General features: G+C 58.5%; 17 protein-coding genes and 1 pseudogene. 13 read left to right on the top strand and 5 right to left on the bottom strand.

The window, feature by feature from the left end; all coding sequences use genetic code 11:
- Positions 1 to 6 precede the first annotated feature (6 nt).
- Positions 7 to 2,316, top strand: coding sequence for a penicillin-binding protein 1C (gene pbpC / locus HMPREF9720_RS05015; RefSeq protein WP_009597125.1), 2,310 nt, complete (start codon positions 7 to 9; stop codon positions 2,314 to 2,316).
- Positions 2,317 to 2,648: 332 nt separating this feature from the next.
- Positions 2,649 to 4,985 carry a glycoside hydrolase family 127 protein gene (locus tag HMPREF9720_RS05010; RefSeq protein WP_009597129.1) on the top strand — a complete coding sequence of 779 codons (2,337 nt, stop codon included), beginning with the start codon at positions 2,649 to 2,651 and terminating at the stop codon, positions 4,983 to 4,985.
- Between the two features lie 64 nt (positions 4,986 to 5,049).
- Here the strand turns inward: HMPREF9720_RS05010 and HMPREF9720_RS05005 are convergent, their stop codons facing one another.
- The 4 genes from HMPREF9720_RS05005 to HMPREF9720_RS04990 all read right to left on the bottom strand — a co-directional run bounded on the left by HMPREF9720_RS05005 (position 5,050) and on the right by HMPREF9720_RS04990 (position 14,983).
- The gene (locus tag HMPREF9720_RS05005; RefSeq protein WP_254654361.1) at positions 5,050 to 7,194 is read right to left on the bottom strand and encodes a PL29 family lyase N-terminal domain-containing protein; all 2,145 of its coding nucleotides are present in this window, start codon (positions 7,192 to 7,194) and stop codon (positions 5,050 to 5,052) included.
- A gap of 348 nt (positions 7,195 to 7,542) precedes the next feature.
- Complete coding sequence (locus tag HMPREF9720_RS05000; protein ID WP_009597145.1) at positions 7,543 to 10,818, bottom strand: glycoside hydrolase family 2 TIM barrel-domain containing protein; 3,276 nt, start codon at positions 10,816 to 10,818, stop codon at positions 7,543 to 7,545.
- A gap of 23 nt (positions 10,819 to 10,841) precedes the next feature.
- Complete coding sequence (locus HMPREF9720_RS04995; protein WP_009597133.1) at positions 10,842 to 12,392, bottom strand: sulfatase family protein; 1,551 nt, start codon at positions 12,390 to 12,392, stop codon at positions 10,842 to 10,844.
- Positions 12,389 to 14,983 (bottom strand): beta-mannosidase, encoded by a 2,595-nt coding sequence (locus tag HMPREF9720_RS04990; RefSeq protein ID WP_139022460.1) that lies wholly within the window; start codon positions 14,981 to 14,983, stop codon positions 12,389 to 12,391. The genes HMPREF9720_RS04995 and HMPREF9720_RS04990 overlap by 4 nt, the downstream gene beginning before the upstream one ends.
- Positions 14,984 to 15,220: 237 nt before the next feature.
- On the opposite strand from HMPREF9720_RS04990, the pseudogene HMPREF9720_RS04985 reads away from it, so the two are divergent.
- From HMPREF9720_RS04985 to HMPREF9720_RS04920, 11 genes and pseudogenes are all read left to right on the top strand, one after another.
- Positions 15,221 to 16,147: pseudogene (locus HMPREF9720_RS04985) on the top strand (sulfatase family protein); the annotation flags it as partial.
- Complete coding sequence (locus tag HMPREF9720_RS04975; RefSeq protein ID WP_338155216.1) at positions 16,074 to 17,504, top strand: beta-galactosidase small subunit family protein; 1,431 nt, start codon at positions 16,074 to 16,076, stop codon at positions 17,502 to 17,504. The pseudogene HMPREF9720_RS04985 and the gene HMPREF9720_RS04975, both read left to right, overlap by 74 nt.
- A 3-nt stretch (positions 17,505 to 17,507) precedes the next feature.
- Positions 17,508 to 19,487, top strand: coding sequence for a beta-galactosidase trimerization domain-containing protein (locus HMPREF9720_RS04970; RefSeq protein WP_009597121.1), 1,980 nt, complete (start codon positions 17,508 to 17,510; stop codon positions 19,485 to 19,487).
- 828 nt (positions 19,488 to 20,315) lie between these two features.
- Positions 20,316 to 20,675: an SH3 beta-barrel fold-containing protein gene (locus tag HMPREF9720_RS04965; protein ID WP_050805084.1), complete on the top strand. Its 360-nt coding sequence runs from the start codon at positions 20,316 to 20,318 to the stop codon at positions 20,673 to 20,675.
- A gap of 46 nt (positions 20,676 to 20,721) precedes the next feature.
- Entirely contained in the window at positions 20,722 to 21,390 is a 669-nt protein-coding gene (locus HMPREF9720_RS04960) for a hypothetical protein (protein ID WP_009597138.1), read from the top strand.
- A 516-nt stretch (positions 21,391 to 21,906) separates the two neighbouring features.
- Positions 21,907 to 22,212 carry a hypothetical protein gene (locus tag HMPREF9720_RS04955; RefSeq protein WP_009597126.1) on the top strand — a complete coding sequence of 102 codons (306 nt, stop codon included), beginning with the start codon at positions 21,907 to 21,909 and terminating at the stop codon, positions 22,210 to 22,212.
- Positions 22,209 to 22,457, top strand: a complete 249-nt coding sequence (locus HMPREF9720_RS04950; RefSeq protein WP_009597124.1) for a DUF7688 family protein — start codon at positions 22,209 to 22,211, stop codon at positions 22,455 to 22,457. The genes HMPREF9720_RS04955 and HMPREF9720_RS04950 overlap by 4 nt, the downstream gene beginning before the upstream one ends.
- The gene (locus HMPREF9720_RS04945; RefSeq protein WP_009597144.1) at positions 22,450 to 23,226 is read left to right on the top strand and encodes an N-6 DNA methylase; all 777 of its coding nucleotides are present in this window, start codon (positions 22,450 to 22,452) and stop codon (positions 23,224 to 23,226) included. The genes HMPREF9720_RS04950 and HMPREF9720_RS04945 overlap by 8 nt, the downstream gene beginning before the upstream one ends.
- A gap of 1,538 nt (positions 23,227 to 24,764) precedes the next feature.
- A complete protein-coding gene (locus HMPREF9720_RS04930) occupies positions 24,765 to 25,211 on the top strand; it encodes a hypothetical protein (protein WP_039939914.1) in 447 nt (148 codons plus the stop codon).
- 72 nt (positions 25,212 to 25,283) lie between these two features.
- Entirely contained in the window at positions 25,284 to 25,613 is a 330-nt protein-coding gene (locus HMPREF9720_RS04925) for a single-stranded DNA-binding protein (RefSeq protein WP_009597130.1), read from the top strand.
- 77 nt (positions 25,614 to 25,690) lie between these two features.
- A complete protein-coding gene (locus tag HMPREF9720_RS04920; RefSeq protein WP_039939912.1) occupies positions 25,691 to 25,888 on the top strand; it encodes a DUF6722 family protein in 198 nt (65 codons plus the stop codon).
- Between the two features lie 11 nt (positions 25,889 to 25,899).
- Here HMPREF9720_RS04920 and HMPREF9720_RS04915 read toward each other — a convergent pair whose 3' ends face one another.
- Positions 25,900 to 26,208, bottom strand: coding sequence for a hypothetical protein (locus HMPREF9720_RS04915; RefSeq protein ID WP_139022459.1), 309 nt, complete (start codon positions 26,206 to 26,208; stop codon positions 25,900 to 25,902).
- Between the last annotated feature and the right edge of the window lie 483 nt (positions 26,209 to 26,691).

Below are 26,691 nucleotides of genomic sequence, written 5' to 3'. Positions count from 1 at the left end.
TAAAATATGACTGAAAAGCTCAAGCGGAAAACAATATATTTCCTGCTGTTGCCGCTCCTTGCCGCGGCTGCGGCGGGGTATTGTTTCTGCCTGCCCCGGACGCTTTTCGACGAGCCTTTCTCGGCGACCGTCTGGAGCCGCGACGGCCGTCTGATGTCGGCCAAGGTCGCTTCCGACGGACAGTGGCGCTTTTTCCCTACGGACAGCGTGCCTTACAAATTCCGTGTCGCTATTACTACTTACGAGGACAAACGTTTCTACCGCCATTTCGGGGTCGATCCGCTGGCGCTCGGCCGCGCCGTGCGGCAGAACCTCGCTTCGGGAAGGGTGGCCAGCGGCGCCAGCACGCTTACGATGCAGACGATCCGCCTGAGCCGCGGCCGGAAAGCGAGGACCTTCCGGGAGAAAATCATCGAGACGATTCTGGCGACCCGGCTGGAATTCAGATACAGCAAGGAGGAGATACTCGCCCTGTACGCCTCCCACGCCCCCTTCGGCGGCAATGTGATCGGACTGGAGAGCGCCGCATGGTACTATTTCGGCCGCAGCGCCGGCAGCCTCTCGTGGGGCGAGAGCGCCATGCTCGCCGTACTGCCGAACTCGCCCGCGCTCATCCATATCAGGCGCAACCGGGAGCGGTTGCGGCGCAAGCGGGACGACCTGCTGGAACGGATATGGCGCGGCGGGCATATCGACTCCCTGACGTGCGCTCTGGCCCGGCAGGAACCGCTGCCCGACGCTCCCGAACCGATGCCGATGCAGGCGATGCACCTGCTGGGGCGGATGCGCGGAGGATCGCTCCGCTCGACGCTCGACTATGACCTGCAGCGCAGGGTCAACGAGCTGGCGCTGCGGCACAACCGGCGCAACAGGGGCAATAAGATAAATAACCTCGCCGTCGTGGTGATGGATGTGAAGAGCGGCGAAGTGCTGGCCTATGTGGGAAATGTCTACGATCCCGCGGACCGGAGCGAGGGCACCAGCGTCGATGTCGTCCGGGCGCCCCGCAGCAGCGGAAGCGTGCTCAAACCCCTGCTTTACGCCGCGATGCTGGACAACGGGACGGCCCTGCCCACGATGCTGTTTCCGGATGTTCCGACTTATTACAAGGACTTTACGCCCCAGAACTTCAACCACGACTTCAGCGGCGCGGTGCCTGCCAACCGGGTGATCGAACGTTCGCTGAACGTTCCTTCGGTGAAGATGCTCGACAAATACGGGCGCGAGAATTTTCTGGCGCTGGTGCGGAATCTGGGATTCGGGACGATTGACAGGAGCGCCGACCATTACGGGCTTTCGCTGATTCTGGGCGGCGCCGAGATCACGCTCTGGGACCTGACGTCGGTCTATGCGATGCTGGCTGCCAAGCTCGGCGGCGGGCCGGTCCGCATCCCGCACTGCGATCCGGAGGCCGTAAAGACGGTCAGCGCGGACGACATTCCGCTGTCGAGGGGTGCGATATGGCTTATGTTCAATTCGATAAGCCATGTGGCCCGTCCTGAGGAGGAGGGCGAGTGGCAGTATTTCTCCTCGTCGAAGAAGATCGGCTGGAAAACGGGCACCAGCTACGGCAACCGCGATGCGTGGGCCGTCGGGGTGACGCCCGACTATGCCGTCGGCGTCTGGGTGGGCAACTGTTCGGGCGAAGGCCGTCCGCTGATGACCGGGGTGGGGTATGCCGCGCCGCTGCTCTTCGACGTATTCGGGCTGCTGCCCGGCGGGGAGTGGTTCGCGGAGCCTCACGGCGATCTGGAAGCGGCCGTCGTCTGCCGGCAGAGCGGCTGTCTGGCTTCGCACATATGTCCCGACCGCGATACGCTGATGATTCCCCGCACGGCTGCCGCCGGCGAAGTCTGCCCCTATCACCGGATCGTGAATCTGAGCCGCGACCTCCGCTACCGGGTGACCGCGGACTGTTACGACCCGGCGCAGATCGTCCGGATGCCGATGTTTATCCTGCCGCCCGCGCAGGAGTGGTATTACAGGAAGCAGCATCCCGACTACCGTCCGCTGCCGCCTTTGCATCCGGGACTTTCGGGCAGCGGGGCGGGCGGCAATCCGATCGACATCGTCTACCCCCAGCCGGGGCGCGTGCTGGTGGCGCCCAAATCGCTCGAAGGCGAGGCGCAGAGTCTGGTCTTCACGGCCATACACCGCGACCGCAACGCCGTGTTATACTGGCATATCGACGACAATTATATCGGTGCGACGACCCTCGAACACAAGATATCCGTCCGTCCCGCTCCCGGTGCGCACCGGCTGACCGTTATCGACGAACACGGGGCGCGGCAAAGCGTCGCCTTCAGCTGCCGCTGACCGCCGCCTGCGGTTTCTTGCGGTTTCTTGCGGGTGCGAAGGGGCTTTGCGCTGGGTGCCGCGCCGGGCTTTCCGAGGGGGCTGTTTCGGGCCTATGTGGGGCCTTCCCGATGGGTTCGGACTTTGGCTGGCTGCCCCGGTTGTCGGCTCGTGGCATCCTGAGTCGGCGTGGCGTCGCCGCGGGAAGGCAGTTCGCCGGCAGTATCGCCGCGACGGGGGATTTTGGGCCGGGAAGCATAAAAATACCACAATAATCTGCAAATTTTCCCGAAGATCGGTTGTCAAAAAAGGCGGAACTTTGAGACGAATTCTAATCCTAAAAACTGCTTGATATGAAATGGCGATCTTTTCCCCTGAATATGCTGCTGGCGGCCGTGGTGCTGGGAACCGGTCCGGTCTCGATTTCGGCGGCCGTGCCCCGGACCCGCGAGAGACATGCGGCGGTGCAGCCGCAGCGTTATCCCGTTCCGCTGAACGACGTGCGCATTACGGGCGGTCCGTTTCTGCATGCGCAGGAGATGGACCGTCGCTGGCTCGATTCGATGGACCCCGACCGTTACCTTTCGGGCTTCCGCTCCGAGGCGGGGCTCGAACCCAAAGCGCCCCGCTACGGCGGCTGGGAGAGCGCCGGATGTTCGGGCCACGGGTTCGGGCATTTTCTGTCGGCGGCCGCGATGATGTACGCCGCGACCGGCGATCGGGCGCTGCTCGATAAGATCAATTACTCGATCGACGGCCTTGCCGAGTGTCAGCAGAAGGAGGGAACGGGACTGCTGGCCGGGTTCGAACGCAGCCGCGCGCTCTTCGCCGAGCTGGAGCGGGGCGATATCCGCTCGCAGGGATTCGACCTTAACGGCGGCTGGGTGCCGTTCTACACCCTGCATAAAATGTATGCCGGGCTGGTCGATGTCTGCCGCTATACGCCCAATGCCAAGGCTTTGACCGTGCTGGTGCGCTTTGCCGACTGGCTCGACGGACTGGTGGCGAAGCTTTCGGACGAACAGATGGACAAAATCCTGATTTGCGAACACGGCGGAATCACGGAATCGCTGGCCGACATCTATGTCCTGACGGGGGAGCGTAAATACTTGGAGCTTGCACGACGTTTCGACCACCGCGAGATTCTGCGTCCGCTGGCCGCCGGGGTGGATTCGCTGCCGGGCAAGCATGCCAATACGCAGATACCTAAGATCGTCGGCGCCGTCCGTGAGTACGAGTGTTCCGGGGATGAGCGTTACCGGCGTATCGCCGACTATTTCTGGCACCGCGTGGTCGGATTCCACAGCTATGCGATCGGCGGCAACAGCGAATACGAGCATTTCGGCGCACCGGGCATGCTGGCAAACCGGCTTTCGGACGGAACCTGCGAGACCTGCAATACCTACAACATGCTCAAGCTGACCAAGCACCTGTATCAGCTCGATCCTACGGTCAGGCGGGCCGATTATTACGAGCGGGCGCTTTACAACCAGATTCTCGCATCGCAGAATCCCGACGACGGAATGGTGTGCTATATGTCGCCTATGGGGTCGGGACACCGCAAGGGATTCTGCCTGCCCTTCGATTCGTTCTGGTGCTGCGTCGGCTCCGGTATGGAGAATCACGCCCGTTACGGCGAATTCATCTACTTTACCGACGCGCGCGAAAACCTGTATGTCAATCTTTATATCCCTTCGACGCTCGACTGGAAATCGCGCGGGGTGAAGGTTGAACAGCTTACCGACTTTCCCTGTTCGGACGAGGTGCGGCTGCGCGTCGAAATGTCCGGGGCGCAGCGGTTCGTGCTGAATCTGCGTTACCCCGAATGGGCGGCCGAGGGTTACGAACTGACGGTAAACGGCCGGCCGGTGAAACAGAAGGCCAAGCCGGGAAGCTATATCTCCGTAAACCGCAAGTGGCGTTCGGGCGACGAGGTGCGCTTCGTACTGCGACAGTCGCTGCACTCGGAACCGATTCCGGGCGACTCCACGCTGCGGGCTTATTTCTACGGTCCCGTCGTGCTCAGCTCCGTGCTCGAAGACAAAGAGGAGATTCCCGTTATTGTCGCCGACGACGTGACCGATGTATCGGCGTTGGTGAAATGCACCGATAAGAAGCGGCTGCGTTTCGAAACGCTGACCGCGCAGCCCGTGCAGAAGGAGCTGATTCCCTATTACGAAGTGGGCGGACGGCGCATGATGGTTTACTTCCAGCATTTTCCGGAGACGACGTGGAAGGAACAACTCGCCGACATGCGCCTGCGGGAGCACCGCGAGGAGTGGCTGCGTGAACGCACCGTGTCGCAGTTTACACCCGGCGAGATGCAGCCCGAACGCGACCACAATCTCCGGGGCGAGAAGACCGCGCCCCATGAATTCGAAGGTCGCAAATACCGCGAGACGCTCGGCGGCTGGTTCTCGTTCGACATGGCCGTGGCCCCCGACGTGCCCAACACGCTCTACTGCACCTATTGGGGCAACCGCTTCTACAACCACTCGTTCGACATCGAGATCGACGGTCGGAAGGTCGGTTTCGAGAACATCCATAACTGGGGCCCGCAGTACGTCGAGCGCAGCTACCGGATTCCGGCGGAGCTGACGGCCGGCAAAGAGCTGGTGACTGTGACGCTGCGCGCCATCCGCGATGACGCCGTGGCCGGGCCGCTGTTCGACTGCCGGATTATGAAATAGAGGAGACTGAACGAAAGAAGCCGGGGACAATCGGTCCCCGGTTTCCTTATGTCTGCAATCCCCGTCAGCGGATCACACGGTATGCGGGCCGTGCGCTGACCGTGCGGCGGCGCTTGGCGGCCGAGTTCAGGTCGGGCTGGTCCACCGTTCCTTTGGTGTGGACCTCGACGATCTCCGGCTCGGTCGTGATTCTGCCGTCGGCGGAGCATCCGTAGGCGAAGACGATGTAGGCCGATGCGGCTTTCAGGCTTACGACGTTATAAGCCGCGTCGCCCGTGTAGAAGCAGTCGTCGTCCCCGATCGTCTGTCCCGCTTCCAGTCCCTGCATGCGCCAGTAGAGGTCGTAGGGCGGATATTGCCGCGGCGTGGCGAAATTGTCGCGGTAGGTGTCGCGCTCGTCGATGAACGTGATGTAGCTCGTGTTTTTGTCCGACGGGATCACCTTGATGGCGAGGTCCTGTTGGTCGACGGTTACGTCGATGGTGAAGGTGCACGCTTCGGTCGGCGTGAAGGCTTTGGTATGGAAAAGCTTGCGCGAGACGCGGCTGTTCGAGAATTCGCCGTTCTCGTTGCAACCGAACGCCACGGCGTAATAATCGGTGTCGGATTCCAGCGGGTAGATATCCTCCGAGATATAGAGCGGATCGCGCTGCACGAATCCCGGCGAGGAGAACGCGAGGTCGCCCGTTGCGGTGAAGTCGCTCCAGAGCAGGATGCCGTCGCTCAGCTCGCCGTAATAGGGCCAGAGGTAGCGGTCGTCGATGTAGGTCTGTGCGAAATCGGCGTCGTCATAGGCCATGTCGAAAGTCGATTTCTTGACGAACGTGCAGAAATAGGGCAGGTCGTCCGAAGGATGGACGGCGCACTTCGCCCCGTACCATGAAATGTCGGAGAGGGTCATCAGATAGGCCGTGTTGATGATTTCGGGGGCTTTGGTGCTGAAGGGAACCCGCATGAGCGGCGTGACGATGTCGAGCGTCTTGGCCGTCAGGTCGTATTTTACGCCGACCACCGAGAGGTCGTAGCTCTCGCCGGGCGTCAGGCCGCTGTATCTGTAGTCGGTTTTGGTGCCTTTGAAGAAGTAATCCACATATTCCGGTCCGTCGGCGATGTCGGCTTTGAAACGCTTCTGGAGCTGGGTGATACATGCCTCGTCGCTCTTGGCCGGATCGTAGGGATAGACGTAATAGGACATTTCGGGATCTTTCGGCGTGATGGCAGCCCTGACGCGGGTGTCCCCGACTTCGGTGATTTCGAGCGTGAAGTTGTCGCCTTCGGTTACGCCCGTGTAATCCTTGTCGATCTTGACCTTCATCTTTACCAGCGAGCTGCGGTCGTTGTCGCCGAAGTAGATGACGGCGATTTCGCCTTCCGTTTCGCAGACGGCCTCTTCGGCGGGGGCTTTGATCGTAAGCACCTCGTCGGCGTACGAAACGACCCAGCCGGTGGGCTTGGTCAGCACGACGTCGTTCACGCCCACGCTTTCGGTCTCATAGGTTTTGGTCTCGCCGTAGGCGTAGGTGCCAAGCGCCGGGGCCATTTTGACGAGCAGGTAGAAATCCGAACGCATGGCTACGGTGATCGTCGTGCCGTCCATGAGCGTGAAATAGGCGTATGCGCCGTCCTGCGTCACCTCCTTGAAGAACGAGTCGCTCACGCCGCCCTGACCCAGCGCCGAAACCGGCTGGTCCTTGTCGTCGGTGATGTAGTTCCACGTCGCGCCCTTGTCGCAGCTGATGATCCAGAATCCCTTGTCGTCGATCTTCAGCAGGGGCACGACGGCGGCGGCCGTGACGGGGATTTTTTTGCCGTCGGCCAGCAGCCATTCAGGCTCTCCCTCTCCCGATGTCAGGGTCCAGTAGTAGATCTCGTCCGTATCCTTCGCAACGCCGATTACGGGTGCCGCGGCGCCGTCTTTTCCGTCGGTGATCGTGATTTTGGTGTTTTCGGGGTCGGTGAAGTAGATCGTGTAGGAGCCGTCGGCGTTGGTTTCGACCTTCGAGACGTAGACCTTTTCGTTGAGTTTTTCGATCAGCGTCTGCATGGCCGAAACGTCGGAGTTGAGTTTGGCGACGGCGGTTTCGAGCGCTTCGACGCGTTTTTTGATGTCGTTCACGCTGTTCCACAGGTCGGTGTCGTCGTAGTCGCTGCATGCGGCGGCGAACGTCAGCAGGAGCGCGAGGCTCCAAAGGGCGAATTTTTTCATCATGATTTTGAGGTTAGGATAAATAAGTGACGGCCCTGCATTGTCGGTTGCAGGGACGCGGGAATTGCATGAGGGGCGCGGCAGGAATTTGCAGCCGGAGACCGCAGCCGCCGTTCCGCGGGCGGACGGGATTCATCGATGGACGGGACTTTCGGAGTTAGGTGACTTAACAAAGGTAGCAAAAAATCCGTACATTGTACGAATCGGCCGATTTTTGATCTTTTTTACACCCGATACTTTTGCCGGATCTCCGGTGGTATTGACATTACGCCCGGCCGAATTTCGGCCGGGCGTAATGAATGTTCCGTGACTTTCTGCCGCTCGTGTCTGGACGGCGGAAATTGCAGGGACTTATTGGTTCCTGAACAGGCTGCGGCCGTTGCGTATCGTTTCGGCTTCGCCGTTGCAGGGGATGATCGTGAACCGGCAGGCGTAGTGTTTCTCCAGCAGCCGGTACTGATCCGAAGGCCGGGCCTTGAGACTCCAAGTGTCCGTGCCGCCGACACCGGTCTGCGTACGGTCGATATTGACGGTCAGAGCATCGGCCAAAGGTTCGACTTCGTTGCTGTGGCGCGCCTTGTCCAGACTCTCCTGCGTGCAATTCCATACCGATACGCTCAGCGGTTCGGCCCCGACGAACTGAACGCCCCGGCCGTCGGAAGCTGTCAGCGAGAGCCAGCGGACGTCGCAGCGGTTGCCGTTTTCCTGAGGGGTGATGTAACTGTGCATGAATTTTTCGGGCGTGCTGCGGTAAAGTCCCAGAAAGGCGCCTTCGCAGCGGTCCGAATAGTTTTCCTGCGGACCTTTTCCGAAATAGGCGATTCGCTCCAGCGTGTTGGGGACGCAGGTTTGCAGTCCGACGCGCAGCGGCTCCGGCATCCGGTCGGAGATGTCGAGCTTGTAATCCACGGCCAAGGCCCCTGCGCCGTCGAGGGTATAGGTCAGCGTCAGCCGGACGCTGTCGGGTATCGCCTTCTCGACGGTGACCGAACCCGCCGATTCGTCGATTCGTACGGAGACGGTCTGCAATCTTTCGGGGGCTTCTTTCCAGCATCCTGCGATTTTCCCGACGCGCCAGCCGCGCCAGTCGTTGTCGGTGGAGGCGCGCCAGAAATTGGGGCGCAGCGGGGCGCTTATCAGTTTGCGTCCGCGCACCGAGTGCGAGACGACGTACCCGCTGCGGCGGTCGATCTCGGTGCGGGAGCCGGCGGCGCTCAGCACGATGAACTCGTCATCCTGCGCGACGCTTGCCCTGCCTTTGGGCGCACTCCGGACCGGCTCTTTGTAAACGGGCAGTGCAAACTGCTCCTCGGCGGCTGCGTATCCGGCTTCGGCGTACGGCGTACGGCGCTTTTCGCGGGCCTGCACCCGGAGCAGGTATTCGGCGCCGGGTTCCGGTTTGAAGGGCCGGAATGCGATCGCGGCTTCGGCGCGGCAGCCGGCGGCGGTCGGCGGCACCTCGAAACTGCCGTGCTGGAGCACGCCCTTGTCGGTCGAGATTTCCCATGTGAAGTCATAGCGTTCGGTCCCGGCGAAGAAATTGCGGTTGCGGACTGCGATCTTTCCGGCAGCGAGGTCCGAAGCCGTGAACTCGACGGGCTGGAAGACGTATTTGCACTCCAGTGCGGCGGGTTTCAGCGTACGGTCGGGATTGACGATGCCGTTGCAGCAGAAAGCGGCGTCGTTATGTTCTCCGGCCGGTTCGAAATCGCCGCCGTAGGCCCAGTAGGTGCGTCCCTGCGCGTCTTTTTTCACCAGTCCCTGTTCCACCCAGTCCCAGATGTGTCCGCCCAGCAGTCCGGCGTGTGTCCGGATGAGTTTCCAGTAGTCGTTCAGTCCGCCGGTGGAGTTGCCCATCGAATGGGCGTATTCGCACATCATCACGGGGCGGTCGAGCATCGGGTTGAGGGCCATCTGTTCGAGCTGCGCGGCGGTCGGATACATGCGGCTGAGGACATCGACATAGGCCGGGTCAGTGGGGTTGCCGCCGTTTCGCGGCTTCTTGACCTGCCCGGCGGCGGGCTGGTTGTCCGCCGCCATTACGCTGGTAAAGGCTGCGGCCGAAGTCCGTTTCAGCGGAACGTAAAGCGGGTGCATCGGCTGTCCCTGCGCTCCTTCGTAATGGATCAGGCGGGTCGGGTCGTAATCTTTGGCCCAGCCTGCCGCAGCCGCGTGCGCCGGGCCGCAGCCGGATTCGTTGCCCAGCGACCACATGATGACCGACGGGTGGTTGCGGTCGCGGATGACCATCCGGCTTACGCGTTCGAGAAAAGGCGTAATCCATTGCGGATCGTTCGAGAGCAGTCCGCCTTTGCCGTGCGTTTCGATGTTGGCTTCATCGACGACATAAAGGCCGTAACGGTCGCAGAGTTCGTAGAAATAGGGGTCGTTGGGGTAGTGCGACGTGCGTACGGAGTTGATGTTGAGCCGTTTCATAAGGCGGACGTCCTCCTCCATCGATTCGCGCGAAACGGTTTTGCCGCCATATTGGTCGTGGTCGTGCCGGTTCACGCCGCAGAGCTTTACCGGCACGCCGTTGACGAGCATTTCGCGGCCGCGCAGGCGGACGTCGCGGAATCCGACCTTGCAGCTGCGGGCTTCGGCGAGTTTTCCGGCGGCGTCGCGGAGAGTCAGCACCAGCGTGTAGAGTGCGGGATTCTCGGCGCTCCACTTTTCGGGTGCGGTGATACGCTCTTCCAGCAGGGCGAAATAGACGTTGTCGCGCTGGGGATAGGCTTCCGCAAGAATCTCTTCGACGGGCAGCGTCAGTTCACGCCCGGAAGGGGTTCCGTCGGGTGCGTAAAGCCGTGCGCCGAGTTGCCAGCCTGCGGCGGAGGCCCCTTCGCGCAAATCTATTGCCGGACGGATTTGCAGCAGCGCGTCGCGCATGTCGGCGTCGAAGATCGTCCTGACGCCGAAATCGCCGATCGCGGCATCGGGCTTGGCCGAGAGGAAGACCTCCCGGTGAATGCCCGCCATGCGCCAGTGGTCGGCGTCTTCGAGATAGCTTCCGTCGGTCCATTTGAATACTTGGACGGCCAGTCTGTTCTCTCCCGGCTGTAAAAGTCCGGTGATGTCGAATTCGCTGGGCAGGCAGCTGTCTTCCGCATATCCGGCCAAGGCGCCGTTTACCCAGACGTAGAATCCGGAATAGACTCCCCCGAAGTGCAGGGTCACACGGTTGCCGCTCCACGCTTCCGGCACCGAAAAGGTGCGGACGTAACAGCCCGTGGGATTGTCGCGCGTGATGTAGGGCGGCTTGAATTCGAAGGGATAGACGACGTTGGTATAGATCGGGTAGCCGTAGCCCTGCATCTCCCAGCACGAAGGGACGGGTATTTCGTCCCAGCCGGTCAGGTCGGCTCCGGGGAGCCAGAAATCCGCGGGGCTTCGGGAGACGTCTTCGGCGAAACGGAATTTCCACATGCCGTCGAGCGATTGGATGCGCGACAGCGTGCGGTCGCCCGCAAGGGCGTCCTGTTCGGAGCTGTAAGAGTAGGAGGTGGCTCGTGCGGGAAGCCTTCGCAGGGCGTTGACGAATTGGTCGGCCGGAGCGTTCCGTTCGGAAGCGGCTGCGGCGGTGCAGAGGGTCGTTCCGCAGAGGAGAATTGCCAGAAGTCGGTTCATCGGTGAGGTTTTAGAATACAAATTTAATAAGTTTTCGCATTGCGATGGTCGCCGTGCCGGTAATAAACGCTCCGTTTGAGCGGAATCTGCATGCCGCCGGTCGTTTCGAGCCAGTCGTAGAGGTCGTTGGCCAGCGAGCGGATCGTATCCTGCAGCTCCGGACGGTCGATCAGGTTCACCGTCTCGTAGGGGTCTTCCTGCAGGTCGAAGAACTCGTTGGTGTCCCAGATGCCGTGGTAACGGATGTATTTGTAGCGGTCGGTGCGCACTCCGAAAACGGTCGGAGTCTGGGGGAACGCATATTCCCAATAATATTCGTAATAGATGCGCTTGCGCCAGTCGGCTGCCGTGCCGCCCTTGAGCAGCGGCAGGAACGACTCGCCGCACATCTGCGGCGCTTTGGCGAGTCCGCAGGCGGCCATGATCGTGGGGGCGACGTCGATGTTCTGCACCATCTCCTCCACCGTGCGGCCCGCCGGAATGAGTTCGGGACAGTAGGCCAGCATCGGCACGCGCACGGAGGGTTCGTAGAAGTTGCGTTTGTCGATCAGTCCGTGTTCGCCCCACGTGAAGCCGTTGTCGCCCATATAGATCACCAGAGTCGATTCGCCCAGCCCTTCGGCCTGCAGAAAATCCAGCAGCCGCCCGATGGCGTCGTCCATGCTGGTCACCGTCTCGCAGTAATTGCGGAAGTCCTCCTCGTACGGCAGTGCGCCGTGATACTGGTAATCGACGCCGTGCCAGCTTTCCCGCTGGTTCTTTACCCAGTCGGGGAGCCGGCTCTCGCCGTACCAGCCCCGTCCTGCGAGCGGCCTGCCGTCCGCATCCTTGCCGGGCAGTCGGGGGATTCCGTACTCCGGCACGTTGAACGACGGCGGATAGACCGCTTTTTCGTCCTTGTACATCCCTTTGCGGGAGGGTGAAGGCTGGAATCCGGAGTGTACCGATTTGTAGGAGAGGTAGATGAAGAACGGACCCTCTTCGTTGTCGCGTACGAAGTCGATGGCGTGGTCGGTCAGTATGTCGGTGGAGTAGAGTTCCGGATCGAACTTTACGCGCTCGCCGTTGATGTTGAGCACCGTGTTGTAGTAGGTCCCCTGTCCGCGGAATCCCTCCCAATGGTCGAATCCGGGCTGGGGCATGTCGTCCTGATTGCCCATGTGCCATTTGCCGAAGAAGGCGGTGCGGTATACGTTCTGCTGGAGGTACTGCGGGAAAAAGACCAGATCGTCGGGCTTCGGCGCCTGATTGTCCACGACGGTATGGGTGTGCGTAAACAGACCGGTGAGGATGGAGGCCCGGCTCGGCGAGGAGAGCGACGTGGTCACGAACGCATTTTTCAGGCAGGCGCCTTCGCGGGCCATGCGGTCGAGCGCCGGGGTCTGCAGCCACGGAACGGCTCCCGTGAACCCCATGAAGTCGTAGCGGTGGTCGTCGCTGAGGATGAAGATGACGTTGCGCGGTTTTTCGCCGTTGCGGGCGACCGGGACCGGAGCGGCCGGTTGGGCTGCCGCCTGCGAAATGGCGAGGGCTGCGAAGCCTGCGGGCAGCGCGATTCGTTTCAGGTGTATCATAGCTTTATGATTGTGGTTTCAGGGTTGAGTGCCATACATTCGATGTGTCGCAGGATTTCTGCGGCATCTTCCGGCGCGGCAAACGTGACGCTCCGGCTTTCGCCCGGCAGCAGGTCGAAATAGTTGTCGGAGAAGATTCCCGCCGTACCCTTGTAATGCAGGGTGAGATTCTTCGCCAGTTTGTCGCTGCTCACCGTGATCCGGCAGGTCGCTGCGTCGGGCTTCTCGGCGCGGATGCGGACCGCCGCGGCCGGGAGTGCGGCGTTTTTCATCGTCTCGAAATACTGCAAAGCCCGGTACGCGGTCTTGTCGGACCGGAATTCGCAGACCAGCACCGCGTTGCCGGGGTCTGCACCGTCCAGATAATCGCGTACGCCGTACCGGAGCGCACGCTGCGATGCGGCGGCTCCGACGGTCACGGGGTGGGAGCTGCTTTTCAGCTCGTTGCCTGAAAAATCCGTCAGCGTGAGTTTCATTACTCCCCGGAGCGGCTTCCGCAGGTCGGAGACGACGAAAATGTCGAGCGTATCGCCTTGGATGTAAGGGGAGACGACGACCGGTTCGCACGCTTTCCTTACAAAGTAGTGCATGGCTTTCCACCGGCCGTAATAGTCGATTCCCGACCAGCTGGCGCAGGGCCATACGTCGTTGAGCTGCCAGATGAGCGACCCCATGCAGTAGGGCATGTTGCGCCGATGCGCCTCCATCGCCGTCTTCATCCCTTCGGCCTGCATCAATTGGCTGAGGTACAGCGTGCGTGCGAAATCGTCGCTGCGCAGGTATGACCGATCGACATATTCCAGCATCCGGGCGTCTCCCTTTTTCCGGTCGCCCTGATGCGACGTCATGGACGGAGAGGCGAGGCGGCGCTCCCCTTCGGGGATGAAACGCTCGACCGAGGAGAGTTCGGGGTAGGATTGGAGTCCGTATTCCGAGATGAAACGGGCGATTTGGGTGTTGTAGGCCGATATGGGGTCGCCTTTGTGCCAGACGTCCCAGTTGTGTACGTCGCCGTAGCGCCAGCGGTCCGCCGTATCGAGCCCCCAGCCCGGCGAGGGCGACGAGTGCCAGTAGGGTACGGTGCCGCCGCAAAGGCTGTCCACCACGCCGGGCAGGATATTCCGGAAGATGGTTTCGTTTACGCGGTCGAACTGTTCGGCCTCTTCTTCCGTATAGAATTTGCGGAACCGGCTGTTGCGTTTGTCGTGGGGTTTCCATGCTACGTCTATTTCGTTGTTGCCGCACCAGAGGACGAGCGACGGGTGGTTGCGCAGCCGGCGTACGTTGTCTTCGGCTTCGGCCCGGATGTCGGCGTAGATCTGCGCCGATCCGGGATACATGTTGCAGGCGAAGACGAAATCCTGCCACACCATGATGCCGTACCGGTCGCACATTTCGTAGAAATCGTCCGACTCGTACGTGCCGCCGCCCCAGACGCGCAGCATGTTCATATTGGCTTGGGCGGCGCTCCGCACGAGAAATTCCGTTTTCTCCCGCGAAATCCGGGGCAAAAACGCGTCGGCCGGCACATAGTTGGAGCCTTTGCAGAATACCGGGATGCCGTTGATCTCGAAGCCGAAACCGCGGCCGCGGCCGTCCGCATCGTCGCGGCAGCGGAGCGATACGGTTCGTACGCCGCATCTGACGGCCGTGCGGTCAAGCTCCCTCCCCTCTTTTTCCAGCACCAGCTCCACGTCGTAGAGGTAAGGCTCGCCCATTCCGTTGGGATACCACAACCGCGGAGAGGGAATCTCGAACGGCTCTTCGATTGAATGCGTCCCGGCATCCAGCGTCTTGTCTGCCGTGAGGATGCTCTTGCCGTTCAACAGTATCCGGATGCGATAGCAGCCGGCCGCATCCGTCCGTAATGCGGCCGATGCGCTCATCTGCGCCTTTCGCGGCCCTGTCGAGCGGGTGCGCACGTGGAAATCCTCCACGCGGGCTTCGTTCCACGCTTCGAGCGCGACCGGACGCCACAATCCGGAGGTGACATAGCGCGGCGCCAAGTCCCAGCCGTACTGGTAGCCCGACTTGCGGGTGAAAACGCTTACCTTGTTGGGGCCCAGTCCGCCCAATGCGCCGAGGTCGTTGTTGGCGGTGAGACGGCTGCCGTAGGCCGCCATGTTTTTGAGCCCCTGCATGACCGGGGAGTGAAAAACGACGTGCAGGCGGTTGTTCCGGGATTTCAGCAATCCCTTGACGTCGCTTTTCCATGTGCGGAACATGTTGCCCGTGCGGTGAAGCAGTTCGCCGTTCAGCCTGATGTCGGCATAGCAGTCCACTCCTTCGAAGACGAGCCGCACGTTGTCGTACGACGCCAATTCGGGTGCGTCGAACGTGCAGCAGTACTCCCAGTCGGTCTTGTCGATCCACTGCAGATCGCTCTGGCTGCTGCCGTAGAACGGATCGGGGATCTGCCCGTTTGCCAGCAGGTCGGTATGCACGGTTCCGGGGACTGCGGCCGGGAGCCATTCGCCGAGTCCGTATTGCCGGAATTTCCATCCTTGGTTCAGTTCGGTGCGGCCGGCGGCCGAAATCCGGCTTCCCGCCGCGGCGGTCAGAAGCCATAGGATCAGGAGAAGTCTTTTCATCGTTTGTCGGGTTGGGTTGTCGCAAACATAACTCAAACGGCCGGAAATGATGGTCAGCGATCCGTCAAAAAATAACACACCGCCCTGATGCGGTAATTTTCCGACGCTGAAAACGCGCTTTCGGCTTTTCTGTTAGTTTTGGATGAATCCGTGCTTCGTGAGCTGCCCGGAATTTCGTAATATTGCCGTCGGGACAAAACGTATGCAGGTATGAAAACAACACATCTTTCAGGACTTTTGACCACCGCGGGACTGGTGTTCGGCGGCGGGAATTCGTATGCGCAGCAACGGCCGAACATATTATGGCTTACGATCGAAGACACGAGTCCTTATGATTTCGGCTGTTACGGCAACAGGCATGTCGCCACGCCCACGATCGACAGTCTGGCCGGAGCCGGCATCCAATATATGCGGGCCCATTCGGTCGGCACCCAAAGCTCGCCTTCCCGGTCGTGCATCATCACCGGATGCTACGCCTCGACTTTCGGCATGGAGTGGCACCGCTGCCGGTTTGCCACGCCGGAGACTGTTTTTCTGCCCGACTATATGCGTGCGGCGGGATATTACTGCACCAACAAATCCAAAACCGACTACAATACGCTGTGTGACAATAAGGCCATGTGGGACAGCTGCGGTCCGGCGGCGACATACAACAACCCGGCGCGGAAGAAGGACCAGCCGTTTTTTGCCGTATTCAACTCGATGGCCACCCATATGGGGCGCATCCGTTCCTATCATACCGACCAGCGGCGGGATTTCGCCCTCGAAGGGCTCGATCCGGCGCGGCTGGAACTGCCGCCGCATGTGCCCGACATTCCGGAAATCCGGTCTGACTTCGCGTTTCATATGGAGGGGTCGCAGGACATCGACGCATGGGTCGGGATGTTTCTCGACGATCTCAGGCGGCAGCGGCTCGATGAAAATACGATCGTCTTTTTCTTCAGCGACCACGGAGGATGCCTGCCCCGCGGCAAGGGGTTCGTCTATGAGACCGGGACCCACGTGCCGTTCATCGTCTACCTGCCTCCCAAATGGAGACATCTGGCCAACGGTCAGTCCGGCCGGACCGACCGGCTGATCGGGTTCCCCGATCTGGCGCCCACCGTACTCTCGCTCGCCGGCATCGAACCTCCGGCCTATATGCAGGGCAAGGCGTTTCTGGGCCTACGGCGGCGATTTCGGAAGCCGCGAGAACCATGACGCCAACTTCAATATCAACGGAATCATCAATCCCGACCGGAGTCTCAAGCCGGCCGCGGCGGAGGCGAAGCATGTCTTCCAGCCGCTCGAAATCGCGCAGCCGCGGCCCGGAGAGGATTTTTTCACGATCCGGAACCGCAATTTCTTCGTTTCGACCGATGAGTATGTTTTCGAATGGCGCATTACGTCCAGCATGGGCGCGACGCTGGGAAGCGGGACTTTCGAAGTGCCGCGCACGGAAGCGGGAGCCTGCACGGAGTGCCGCGTGGGGTACAAGGCGCCCCGTCCCGAATCCGGCGTCGATTATTGGCTGGATATCGTTTACCGCCTGAAAGAGGATAAACCCTATGCCCTGCGGGGATTCGAGGCGGGCCGTTACCAGTTCGCACTGCCCGCTGCGGCGCCCGTGCGCGCTGCGGCCGCCCGCAGTGCCGTCGTCAGCCGTACGGAACGTTCGGTGACGCTGACTGCCGGGAGTGTGACCGCGACGGTCGATGCGGCGACGGGATATCTGTCGGGATATGCGGTGCGGGGCTGCGAGCTGATGCGGAGTCCGCTCGTACCGAATTTCTGGCGGGCATCCACCGACAACGACCGCCGGGGCTGGCGTACGCGGGAGCGCATGGGCGCATGGCGCACGATGCCTGAGCGGCTGAAACTCGAAAGCCTGAATGCGGCCGACGGTGCGGTGACGGCCGTCGTGTGCGGCGGGGGCGTCAGGCTGGCTTTGCGCTATCGGCTTGCGGCGGACGGGGAGCTGGCCGTTTCGTACGACCTGCGGATCGCAGACACGCTTCCCGAACCGCTGCGCATCGGTCTGCAGGCTCTGTGGAGCGGGGAGCTGGACCGCTATGTCTACTGCGGCCGCGGTCCCGGAGAGAATTATGCCGACCGGAAGGAAGGCTCCCTGTTCGGGGTCTACTCCGGCAGTACGGCCGATTTCAGTCCCGCCTATATCTATCCGCAGGAGTGCGGCAACCGCTGCGACGTCCACTATCTCCAGCTTGGGGGCAAAGGCGGCGGAGTAGTTTTCGCCGGCCGGCAGCCTCTGTGCGTCTCGGTCTGGCCCTGCACGCAGGAGGCGCTGGATGCGGCGGAGCATACGCACGAGATCGTGCGGCTGGACGACGCATGGCTGGTGAATGTCGATTGTGCGCAGGCCGGCGTGGGCGGCACCGACTCGTGGAGCGTGAAATCGCGTCCTTCGGAGGCGTACCGGCTTTTGGAGAAGCACTACGGATATGAATTTGTAATTGCTCCTGCGGGAACTCCGGCCGATGCGGCGCGGACGAGCCGCCGGGTGGCGTATAAAAATGAATAAACGATGAGAAAGTGGTTGATGGCGTTCCTACTGCTGGCCGGAACGGCCGGGGTGCGCGCCCAGCAATGCGATGTGCCGCAGATCGGCGCTCAGGTTTTTGTAGAGCCGGGACAGACGCCGGAGGATATCGACGGATTTTTCCGCCTGTTGCACGATAACGGGATGAAGGTGGCCCGTATCCGGATGTTCGGGGCGCACATGTACCGCGGCGGGGAGTGGGATTTCTCGCTTTACGACGAGGCGTTCCGTGCGGCGGACAAATACGGCGTCCGGCTTTTCGCCACGCTGTTTCCCGTCACCGACGAGCTGAACGACGTGGGCGGTTTCAAATTCCCCCGTTCGAAGGCGCACCTGCGCGAAATCGACGATTATATCACGGCCGTGGTGTCGCATTTCCGGCAGTATGAATCGCTGTGGACATGGGTGCTGCAGAACGAACCCGGCAGCGGCGGGACGCGCGTCGCCATGACCGACCTCGCAAGGGAGGTCTATGACCGCTGGCTGGCGGACTTCCCGCCGGAAGAGCGCGGGGAGGGTTATCTGAAAGCCGATTTCACGCAGGAGAAGTTCCTGACCTACTATACGACGTGGTATCTGAACCATATCGCGCAGCTGGTCGAACGGCTCGATCCGCAGCGCGGGCGACATATCAATCCGCACCAGATTCTGGGCACGCTGCCCGATTACGACTTTCCGGCCTACTCGAAATTCCTCACCTCGGTCGGCGCATCGCTGCACCTGAGCTGGCATTTCGGCATGTTCAGCCAGCGCGAATATCCGCTCGGCGTCTCCCTGATGTCGGATATCATCCGTCACAACGCACTCGGCAATCCGTTCTGGATCACCGAACTGCAGGGCGGAAACGTCACCGCCAGCGGCAATGTTCCCTACTGTCCCACGGCGGCGCATACAGCGCAGTATCTTTGGACGGCGATCGCTTCCGGCGCCGAAGGGGTGATCTTCTGGTCGCTCAATCAGCGGGCGGCCGTCATGGAGGCGGGGGAGTGGGGGCTGCTCGACTTCCTGCGCAGGCCCTCGGACCGTATGCTCGAAGCCGCGAAGGTCGCATCGGTATTGCAGCGTCACGGCGAAGAGTTTCGGGGGTTGAAGCCTGCGCCGGCTCCGGTGACGCTCCTCTATAACATCGCTTCCCTGCGCATTCAGCGGCGCAATGCCGAAACGCCCGCATCCGGTGAGGAGGGGCGGCAGGCTTCGGCCTGCATGAAATCGCTGGCCGCCGCCTATGAGGCCGTCTCGGCATGGGGCGTTACGCCCGAAGTGGCCGATATGGCGACCTTCGACTGGGACGACGCGGCGGGCCGTACGGCCGTGATCCCGCATATGGTGGCGCTGCCTTCCGAATTCCGGCCCCGCATCGAGTCGTTCGTCCGCAACGGCGGCAAGCTGATCGTTACGGGATTGTCGGGATTCTACGATGAAAACATGCGATGTCTGTTTATGAACGGCTTCCCGCTGAAATCGTGTTTCGGAGCGGAGGTCAGCGAATTCAAAGTCGCCGGGGAGTATTTCACGCTGGGCGAGGAGCTGCCTGCGCATCTGTGGCGGGGGATCTTGGTGCCTGCTTCGGACGAGACGATGATGACGGACGGCGGCGATGTCGCGGCCGTGCGCAACCGCTATGGCCGCGGCGAGGTCGTGTGGGTGCCCTCCCCGATCGAATTGGGCGGATATCACCGCGATATGGTTCCGCTGACGGCTTTCTACGGGCGGGAGTGCCGCGATGCCATAGACGCGGCTCCGGCTTCGTTCCGCACGCCCGAACCGGACGTGCTGATGCGCACCATGCGCAAAGAGGGCGTTTTGACGACCGTGATTGTCAACAAGCGTCCGGAAAGCGCGGCCATACGGCTGCGTACGGGACGATACGGCGTTCCGCGCGTGATCTACGGGGATGCCTCGGTTAAGGGGGCGCAGGTCACGGTCGGAGCGGATCGCTGCGCCGTGGTGGTCTGGAGCAGGTGACGATTTGAGGATAAGCCCTTCGGCCGTTCGGATAGGAATGCGCATCCCCGCTTGTTTGTCGGCGGATGCGCATTTTTTCGTGTGAATACGCCGTGAGCGGCCGGAACAGGCCGGGATTGTTGTTTCGGACATATTGGAGTCCGGCTGTCGGCGGGGATTTCACACAAACAAAAATCCCCGTAATCGAAAGATTACGGGGATCACCAAGTGCCCAGGACAGGAATAATGATATTTTATTAAGATATACCAATAAACGAAAAAACGTGCGTATAGCCACCTATACGCATGTTTTTTTATGCTTAAACATTATTCTTGCGGAACAAACTTCTCGATAATTTGCGTTTTCTATCGTAAATTGATGATAGATTCTTCAGGATCTATTCGCTTTAAAGCGGAACCGCTCCATGAAGCGGCGGCCGGCCAATAGGCCGGCTATTTCCCGCGCGGATCTTCTATCCTTTGCGCGGTCTTTCTCATTAGTTTTTATCACGGCACTCGAAGCCCTCTCCCTGGTACAAAGCTAATAGTGCCAGTCTTGACACATCTCCTTTCGGCGCACTTCTTTGAAAAAATTAACCCCGTTTTCACCGGGGCGTCCTGAAGTAATTTTTTCAAACAACTGCTTCTCCACTCGCTTTAGTCACCACATTTCTTCGAACTGTTAGACTGGCCCTATATGTTTTGTACCAGGGAGAGGGAGGTAACCTAACCTTACCTTACCCAGAGTTCTTTGACGTACTTGAGGAGCTAATAACAGCGGGTATATTCCCGCGTCTATCAATTCACAATTAAAAACTCCGGTGCAGGAGGATAAAGTCTGCATTTTTTATGACAGAAAACTATTTGGTCAGAATTCTGACTGATGAATTGACATCATTTACCGATTTGCCCTTTTGGCAGATTCAGGCGAAAGTGTGTGATGCCGTACATAGAGCTATGCGGCAGACTGACGGATTGGATGAATTTATAAATGCGTTGCAAAACCGGATTGTACGGTTCAGTTACAAAAAGACGGACGGTTCTGTACGGGAAGCTATCGGAACTATGAAGCCGAGTGTGTTATCGACGCTTTCGGCGAAGATGCAATCCGGCCAAAAACGACGCAGTACAGGTTGCATCGTTTATTTCGACCTTGAGCGCGAAGATTGGCGGTGCTTCCGTCCCGAAAATTTCTTATCAATTCTTTAAGTCTTATCGAGGGGCGAAAACCCGCCCCTCTTCAAAATTCTATTTTATGCCAAACTGGGTAACAAATAAGTTGTCCATTCGAGGAACAGACAACCAAATCGAACAAATATTATCGGCGATTGCTGAAAAAGAAAAAACAGATGCGATCTCACGGAGCCCTATCGACTTTAATAATATTATTCCGATGCCCGCGGATTTGAATGTTGAAAGCGGTTCGCGTGGACACCAAGGACTTGAATATATTATTGGTTTATCTAAATCAGAATCGAGAGAAGAAGTCTGCAAGACTTGGGACAGCCTAACACAAGAAGAAAAGGATAATCGCCTTTTGTTCGGAGCAAAGTATTTTACCAATACGATGCGGTACGGCTTTCCGACTTGGTATGAGTGGCGTACTCAAAATTGGGGTGCGAAATGGAATGCCTGCAATGCTTCAAAGAGTGGTAATATTATTTTTTTCGGTACTGCGTGGAGTACTCCGGAGCCGATAATTAAAGCGTTGTCTGTAAAGTATCCCGACGTCACTTTTGAGGTTGAATATGCCGATGAAGATGTCGGGAACAATGTTGGTTCCTACTCGTATAAATCTGGGGAACAAATTCATTTTATTGAAATGTCTGGTTCCCAACAAGGGTTAGGACTTGCGATTAGCTTGCTTGGCCTTGAGACGTATTTCGAGTTTGTCGATGGTCAATATCGGCGCAAAAAAGAGTAATTGTTAATTAACCTTATTTTGGGTGCCCCGAAATTCTTCGGGGCACCTTTATCAAATCAATCTTAAATGAATTCGGATCCGGCCATAGCCGGCTGCCGGAAGATCCCCGGCTATATCGCCGTGCGGATCTTCGATCTTACTGCACGGCATCCGAACCCCCTGAACTCGCGCCTCCGGGCGACGATGCCGCCCGTCACGCTCGCGTCCGCCGTCGATCGACAAGCGAACTCGGCGGCCGGGGGAGAGCGGTATTCTCACTCACAACATTGATGCAAAGTTAGCCGACATCGCGTCGACAGCGGCAAGGATCGCCCGTCCTGTTCAGGCCGGCCGCCCGTGGGCCCAGTGCGGAAATATTGATCCGCTTCGCCCTCCGGCCGCGCCGTCGGTAAATATTTCCTTCTGTGTCCTTGCCTTCGGGCAGTCGCCGTGATCGGCTTGAGCCGCATCGCTGTTCCGAGTGTTTCGGCAGCATTAGAACTCTGGCGCAGGAGGATAAACACTGCAAATCATTTTATGCCAATTTACAAATTTTATCAGGATGTGCTATGCACAAGCTGGGAACGCAGACACTTCACTGTCACGGCCCAAAATCAGGAAGAAGCCGACATGATCGCCGCGCAATGCAAGGATACGCCTCTGTGTTTTGATCCGGATGCGGAACCCGGAGAGACCGTCTATTGTGTCTTCGAGGATGAAACACTCCTTGAGACGGTGGAACCTCTGCCTATCACAGATAATCATGGCAAACCGACGATCGAGGTGTACCGAAGCAACGATGACCTGTTCATTGCCGATAACTATAAAAATCGGGAGCTATGAGAGACGAGATCAGACAAAATGGTGAACCGCTCCTTTGGGCCGAAGGCGAGGAGTGGACAAGTATTCCGATGATCTTCCAGAATATCACCGGCAAGAATTTCACAGGTCAGGAATACAGGGCATACATCGAAAACTGGATCTTACATCAGGGCTTCGAACTCGGCCCCGTCGAGCTGTGGTGTGACGGCCGGTTCGTAGAACGCGGCGAAGTCAGATTGGCAGGAAAGGAGGTGTGTCATGGCTAAAATTCAACTGCCCGCGGAGTTCAAGGGCTTTAGCGAAAAATTCGATGCGCTTGCCTACGGGCAGGATGCCAGCCGGGTTTTCGACGATATGCTGGCCTACATTGTCGACCTGTTCAGCTTCGATAATCCCTGGGAGCCTCACGGCCGATATAAAGACCCGGAGATCCGCAAGCGTTTCTTCGAACTTTTTCAGGAGATCGTACTCTTGATGAACAAGAAGATCTGCGACGACAGAGAGTGGTATGACCCTTTCGGAAACCTCTACCAAACTCAAATTGCCTCACATGCCAGACGTGCAAATGCCGGCCAATTTTTTACTCCGGAGCATATCGTTGACTTGATGGTTTCCATCAATGGCGAAGGGCGGGAGTTAACTGGAAAAGGCTTGAATTTCGGAGATCCGGCCTGCGGTAGCGGTCGGTTCCTGATTGCCGCCCATGCGAAATTTCCCGGTAATTATTGTTGTGGAGAGGACATCGACCGAACTTGTGCCCTTATGACGGTCTGCAACTTCATCCTGCATGGTGTGAACGGCGAGGTTATCTGGCATGATTCGCTTATGCCGACGAAAGAACGGTTCTACGGTGCTTGGCGTGTTTGTCCCCGACCAGACCTGATGGGCTGCCCGCAAGTTTCCAAAATGGAGTGGGAGGACACGTTGTGCTACGCTGTGTGGCAAGGCTGTTTGGAAAAGCATCAACGAGAAACGCCGGAAAACTCCACTTCGGAGTCTGCACCTCAGCAAATAGTGCAACTCAACCTCTTCTGATCGAGAAGCCCGCCGGGAGGCGGGCTTCTCTTTTTTTGCTCGTAGAAATCCCGCAACGGCAACCGGCCGCCGGCAGACTTCGCCTGCCATTCGCGGCGACCCGGTCGCAGCCCCCTGAACTCGCGCCTCCGGGCGACGATGCCGCCCGTCACGGCTCGCGTCCGCCGTCGCTCGGCAAGCTCGCTCGTCGTCCGGGGGAGAGCGGTCGCCTCACTCACAACACGACGCAAAGTTAGCCGAAGTCGCGTCGACAGCGGCAAGGATCGGCCTCGGCATGATGCCTCGGCCGTCCGCGTGCACGCTGCGGAAATATTGATCCGCGCGCAGCGCCCTCCGGCTGCGCCGTCGGTAAATATTTCCTTGCGTGTTCTTGCCTATGGTGCAGTCTCCGCGACCGGCTGATCGCCGCATCGCTGTTCCGAGTGTTTCGGCAGCGTAAAACTCCGGCGCAGGAGGATAAAGTCTGCAAAGTATTATGGAAAACAGAGCGAAGAAATGTATTGAATGTGGCAAAACGCTCACATTGGATTACTTTCGGAGAACGCCGTTATCTCCTGACGGCTATGCCAAGATGTGCAAGTTATGTGCAAATATCAAGCGCACGCAAGGCAAGAATGAAGAACGGAATCCGGCACTGTTAAATTTTAAAGCACGAGAACTGATTGACGAACTCCGTGCGCGTGGTTATCGGGGGACATTGAGAATAACAAAGGATATTCAGGTATAGCCGGTGACTGAAGAGCCGGTTTATTCCGGCTCTCTTTTGCTTTTGTTTGTACTACTGTACCATGCCCCGTGTGCGGGGCATTGGTCGCTCCTAAAACGAACGACTTGCAGGGCGTTGCAAGTCGCTCGTTTCTCCACGTCGCGGCAGGGCACCCCTCGCGTTGCGAGGGAGAGCGGTATTTTCTCTCTGGGGACGACCGGGCTGTGGTTTCGCACTCCGGCTGAATTCAAGATTTCTGCGACCTGACGGGTTTCATCCCTTACACGTTGCCTTCAGACCATTCTGATACAAAGTACGGACACTGCATTTTGCCGGGCAATGAACCCGGTAAATATTTTTTTATAAGTCCCTTCGGGAGTGTGTTTATGATGAAAAAATTTACCCCGGCAGGCCGGGGCACGCTGAAGAAATTTTTTCAAAAATATTTCCCGGAACCCTTGCGCCGGTTTAGCGGTAGAGAGCGGCCGCCTATGCCCATTCCAGAGGAACGGGCGGCCGCTCCATTTTTATTTCAAAATGTCAGTGTTCGATACGAGTATCAGAAAGGCTCTAAAGGCAACGTGTAAGGGGATGAACCCTCGTTCTTTGAAATCTTGAAAACATCCGTCGGCTGGGAAACCACAGCCCGGCATACCTTCGAGAAAATGATATGTTCGATAGAAAGGATAAAGGGCGTGACGAGGATGTTAGCAGGATTTCGACAACAAAAGTTCTTTGACATATTGACCAGCTCCGCTCGATGTGGTCGGCGGATGGCGGGGAGCGAAGCCCCAGCGGAGCGCAATATTTAACCTGTTAAAATTTTACGATTATGAAAACTTATGTAGCGACGGTATGCCTGACGAAATCCTACACTGACAAGATGTGTAACCAAGTGTTATTACAAAAGGAGTTCCCCGACGAGAAAGCCGCCCACGTATGGCTGAATAAAGCGCTCAAACGCTACAATTACGTCAAAGGAATTAAAGATTTATGTTATGTGTCTTGGTTTTCGCTGGATGACGAGAACGGCAACCAACTTTTATATTTCGATTATTTTTCGTCCGATGTACCGCATGAAATACAGGTGCGTGTAACACTTACGAAAAAGTATCCGGCGCAAAAACAAACGATTGTTTTAACTCATAAGTGCGCGTGCTACAACCACGCGATTTTGTGGATTGACTGGGCGTATCTGAAATTTGAAAGTAGTGAAAATGCGACTTTTAGCAGTGGTGAAATGATTGATGCAAAGACCGAAATTGTCATTGATAAGTGAAACATTTTTCGTAAATTTGAGGTGCAGTGCCTCGCAGAACCTCACGATGTACAGGCCAATCGTATTTTTCAGATGAAAAGAACTACTATTGTCGGCAACATCGGCCGGGATGCCGTATGCCGCGAGGGCGACGGCGGTCACAAATTCGTATCGTTCAGTGTCGCGTATGCCGAACGCAAGACGAACGAAACGGACGAGCAGGGGAACCCGGTAACGGTTGCCCAGTGGGCTGAGTGTGAAATCTACGTCGGCCCGGAAAGTTCGGCCGAGGGGCTTCTGAAATTGCTGACCAAAGGGCGCTTTATCTATGCAGAAGCCTCGGACAAGGCGGAGGCATGGATCGACAAGGACAATCAGTTGCGTTCGAGGATTCTCTATCGGATCACTAATTTTCAGGTCTGAGTGGCTGACTCTCGGCGACCATAAGGCCGCCGAGAGTTCAAAATACGTTTTGGAGAAAATTTTGCTATATTTGCATTATGAAAAAGGAATTGGGTAAATGGCTTATGGACATCGCCAAGTATGTACTGACCGCGGTGGTCGTCATGTCTTTGGTTTCAGATTTGGGCGATGTTCGATGGCTAATATACGTTTTTGGCTTGCTGACAACGGCGGTATGCTTAGGCGGCGGCTTGATTTTAGTCAGGGATAAGGACACTAAGGTAAAGGAGGATTGAATATGCCAGCTTCAGTTTACATTTTTGGAATCATCATCGTGGCGGTAATTGCAATCGTCATTTGGAGTAAGACAGATAAGGGAAAGAAATGGCTCTTGTAATTTCTTCCCTTCACTCATCAACATCGCGGCCCGGCTGGTTAGAACCTGCCGGGCCGCTTGTTTTTCGCGCCGCGCCTTGGGGGCGCGGTTCTCACGGAGTTTGCGGATGCTGATATTATTTATTATTATACGGGGAATAATATTCGGGTGGAAGCGGAACCGGCCATAGCCGGCTGCCGGATCCCCGGCTATGTCGCCGCGCGGATCTGTGATCCCCATGCGCGGCCATGCGCCCCCTGAACTCGCGCCTCCGGGCGACGATGCCGCCCGGCCCGCTCGCGTCCGCCATCGCTCGGCAAGCTCGCTCGTCGTCCGGGGGAGAGCGGTCGCCTCACTCACAACACGACGCAAAGTTAGCCGAAGTCGCGGAGACAGCGGCAAGGATCGGCCTCGGCATCATGCCGAGGCCGCCCGCGTGCACGCTGCGGAAATATTGATCCGCGCGCAGCGCCCTCCGGCTGCGCCGTCGGTAAATATTTCCTTGCGTGTCCTTGCCTATGGTGCAGTCTCCGCGACCGGCTGGTAGCCGCATCGCTGTTCCGAGTGTTTCGGCAGTGTAAAGCTCCGGCGCAGGAGTATAAAGTCTGCATTAAAGTCATGGAAGAAATGGCACAGTACATCACGTCGATTTTGAAATCCGCTCCTCAGATCGTCATGTCTTGGGGATACCATCAGCCTTCCGTCTATAAAGAGGACGGCATG

Origin of the sequence: Alistipes sp. HGB5 (assembly GCF_000183485.2) — a bacterium.
GTDB classification, from domain to species: Bacteria; Bacteroidota; Bacteroidia; order Bacteroidales; family Rikenellaceae; genus Alistipes; species Alistipes finegoldii.
This window is presented reverse-complemented; position numbering and strand designations above follow the sequence as displayed.

Excerpts from the sequence above, each read along its gene's own strand:
- HMPREF9720_RS04915 (WP_139022459.1), bottom strand. The coding sequence starts at position 26,208 with ATGGGGATCACAGATCCGCGCGGCGACATAGCCGGGGATCCGGCAGCC.
- HMPREF9720_RS04995 (WP_009597133.1), bottom strand. The coding sequence starts at position 12,392 with ATGATACACCTGAAACGAATCGCGCTGCCCGCAGGCTTCGCAGCCCTC.
- HMPREF9720_RS04990 (WP_139022460.1), bottom strand. The coding sequence starts at position 14,983 with ATGAAAAGACTTCTCCTGATCCTATGGCTTCTGACCGCCGCGGCGGGA.
- HMPREF9720_RS04925 (WP_009597130.1), top strand. The coding sequence starts at position 25,284 with ATGAAAAGAACTACTATTGTCGGCAACATCGGCCGGGATGCCGTATGC.
- HMPREF9720_RS04960 (WP_009597138.1), top strand. The coding sequence starts at position 20,722 with ATGCCAAACTGGGTAACAAATAAGTTGTCCATTCGAGGAACAGACAAC.
- HMPREF9720_RS05010 (WP_009597129.1), top strand. The coding sequence starts at position 2,649 with ATGAAATGGCGATCTTTTCCCCTGAATATGCTGCTGGCGGCCGTGGTG.
- HMPREF9720_RS04970 (WP_009597121.1), top strand. The coding sequence starts at position 17,508 with ATGAGAAAGTGGTTGATGGCGTTCCTACTGCTGGCCGGAACGGCCGGG.
- HMPREF9720_RS04920 (WP_039939912.1), top strand. The coding sequence starts at position 25,691 with ATGAAAAAGGAATTGGGTAAATGGCTTATGGACATCGCCAAGTATGTA.
- HMPREF9720_RS05000 (WP_009597145.1), bottom strand. The coding sequence starts at position 10,818 with ATGAACCGACTTCTGGCAATTCTCCTCTGCGGAACGACCCTCTGCACC.
- HMPREF9720_RS04965 (WP_050805084.1), top strand. The coding sequence starts at position 20,316 with ATGACAGAAAACTATTTGGTCAGAATTCTGACTGATGAATTGACATCA.
- HMPREF9720_RS04945 (WP_009597144.1), top strand. The coding sequence starts at position 22,450 with ATGGCTAAAATTCAACTGCCCGCGGAGTTCAAGGGCTTTAGCGAAAAA.
- HMPREF9720_RS04955 (WP_009597126.1), top strand. The coding sequence starts at position 21,907 with ATGCCAATTTACAAATTTTATCAGGATGTGCTATGCACAAGCTGGGAA.
- HMPREF9720_RS04950 (WP_009597124.1), top strand. The coding sequence starts at position 22,209 with ATGAGAGACGAGATCAGACAAAATGGTGAACCGCTCCTTTGGGCCGAA.
- pbpC (WP_009597125.1), top strand. The coding sequence starts at position 7 with ATGACTGAAAAGCTCAAGCGGAAAACAATATATTTCCTGCTGTTGCCG.
- HMPREF9720_RS05005 (WP_254654361.1), bottom strand. The coding sequence starts at position 7,194 with ATGATGAAAAAATTCGCCCTTTGGAGCCTCGCGCTCCTGCTGACGTTC.
- HMPREF9720_RS04930 (WP_039939914.1), top strand. The coding sequence starts at position 24,765 with ATGAAAACTTATGTAGCGACGGTATGCCTGACGAAATCCTACACTGAC.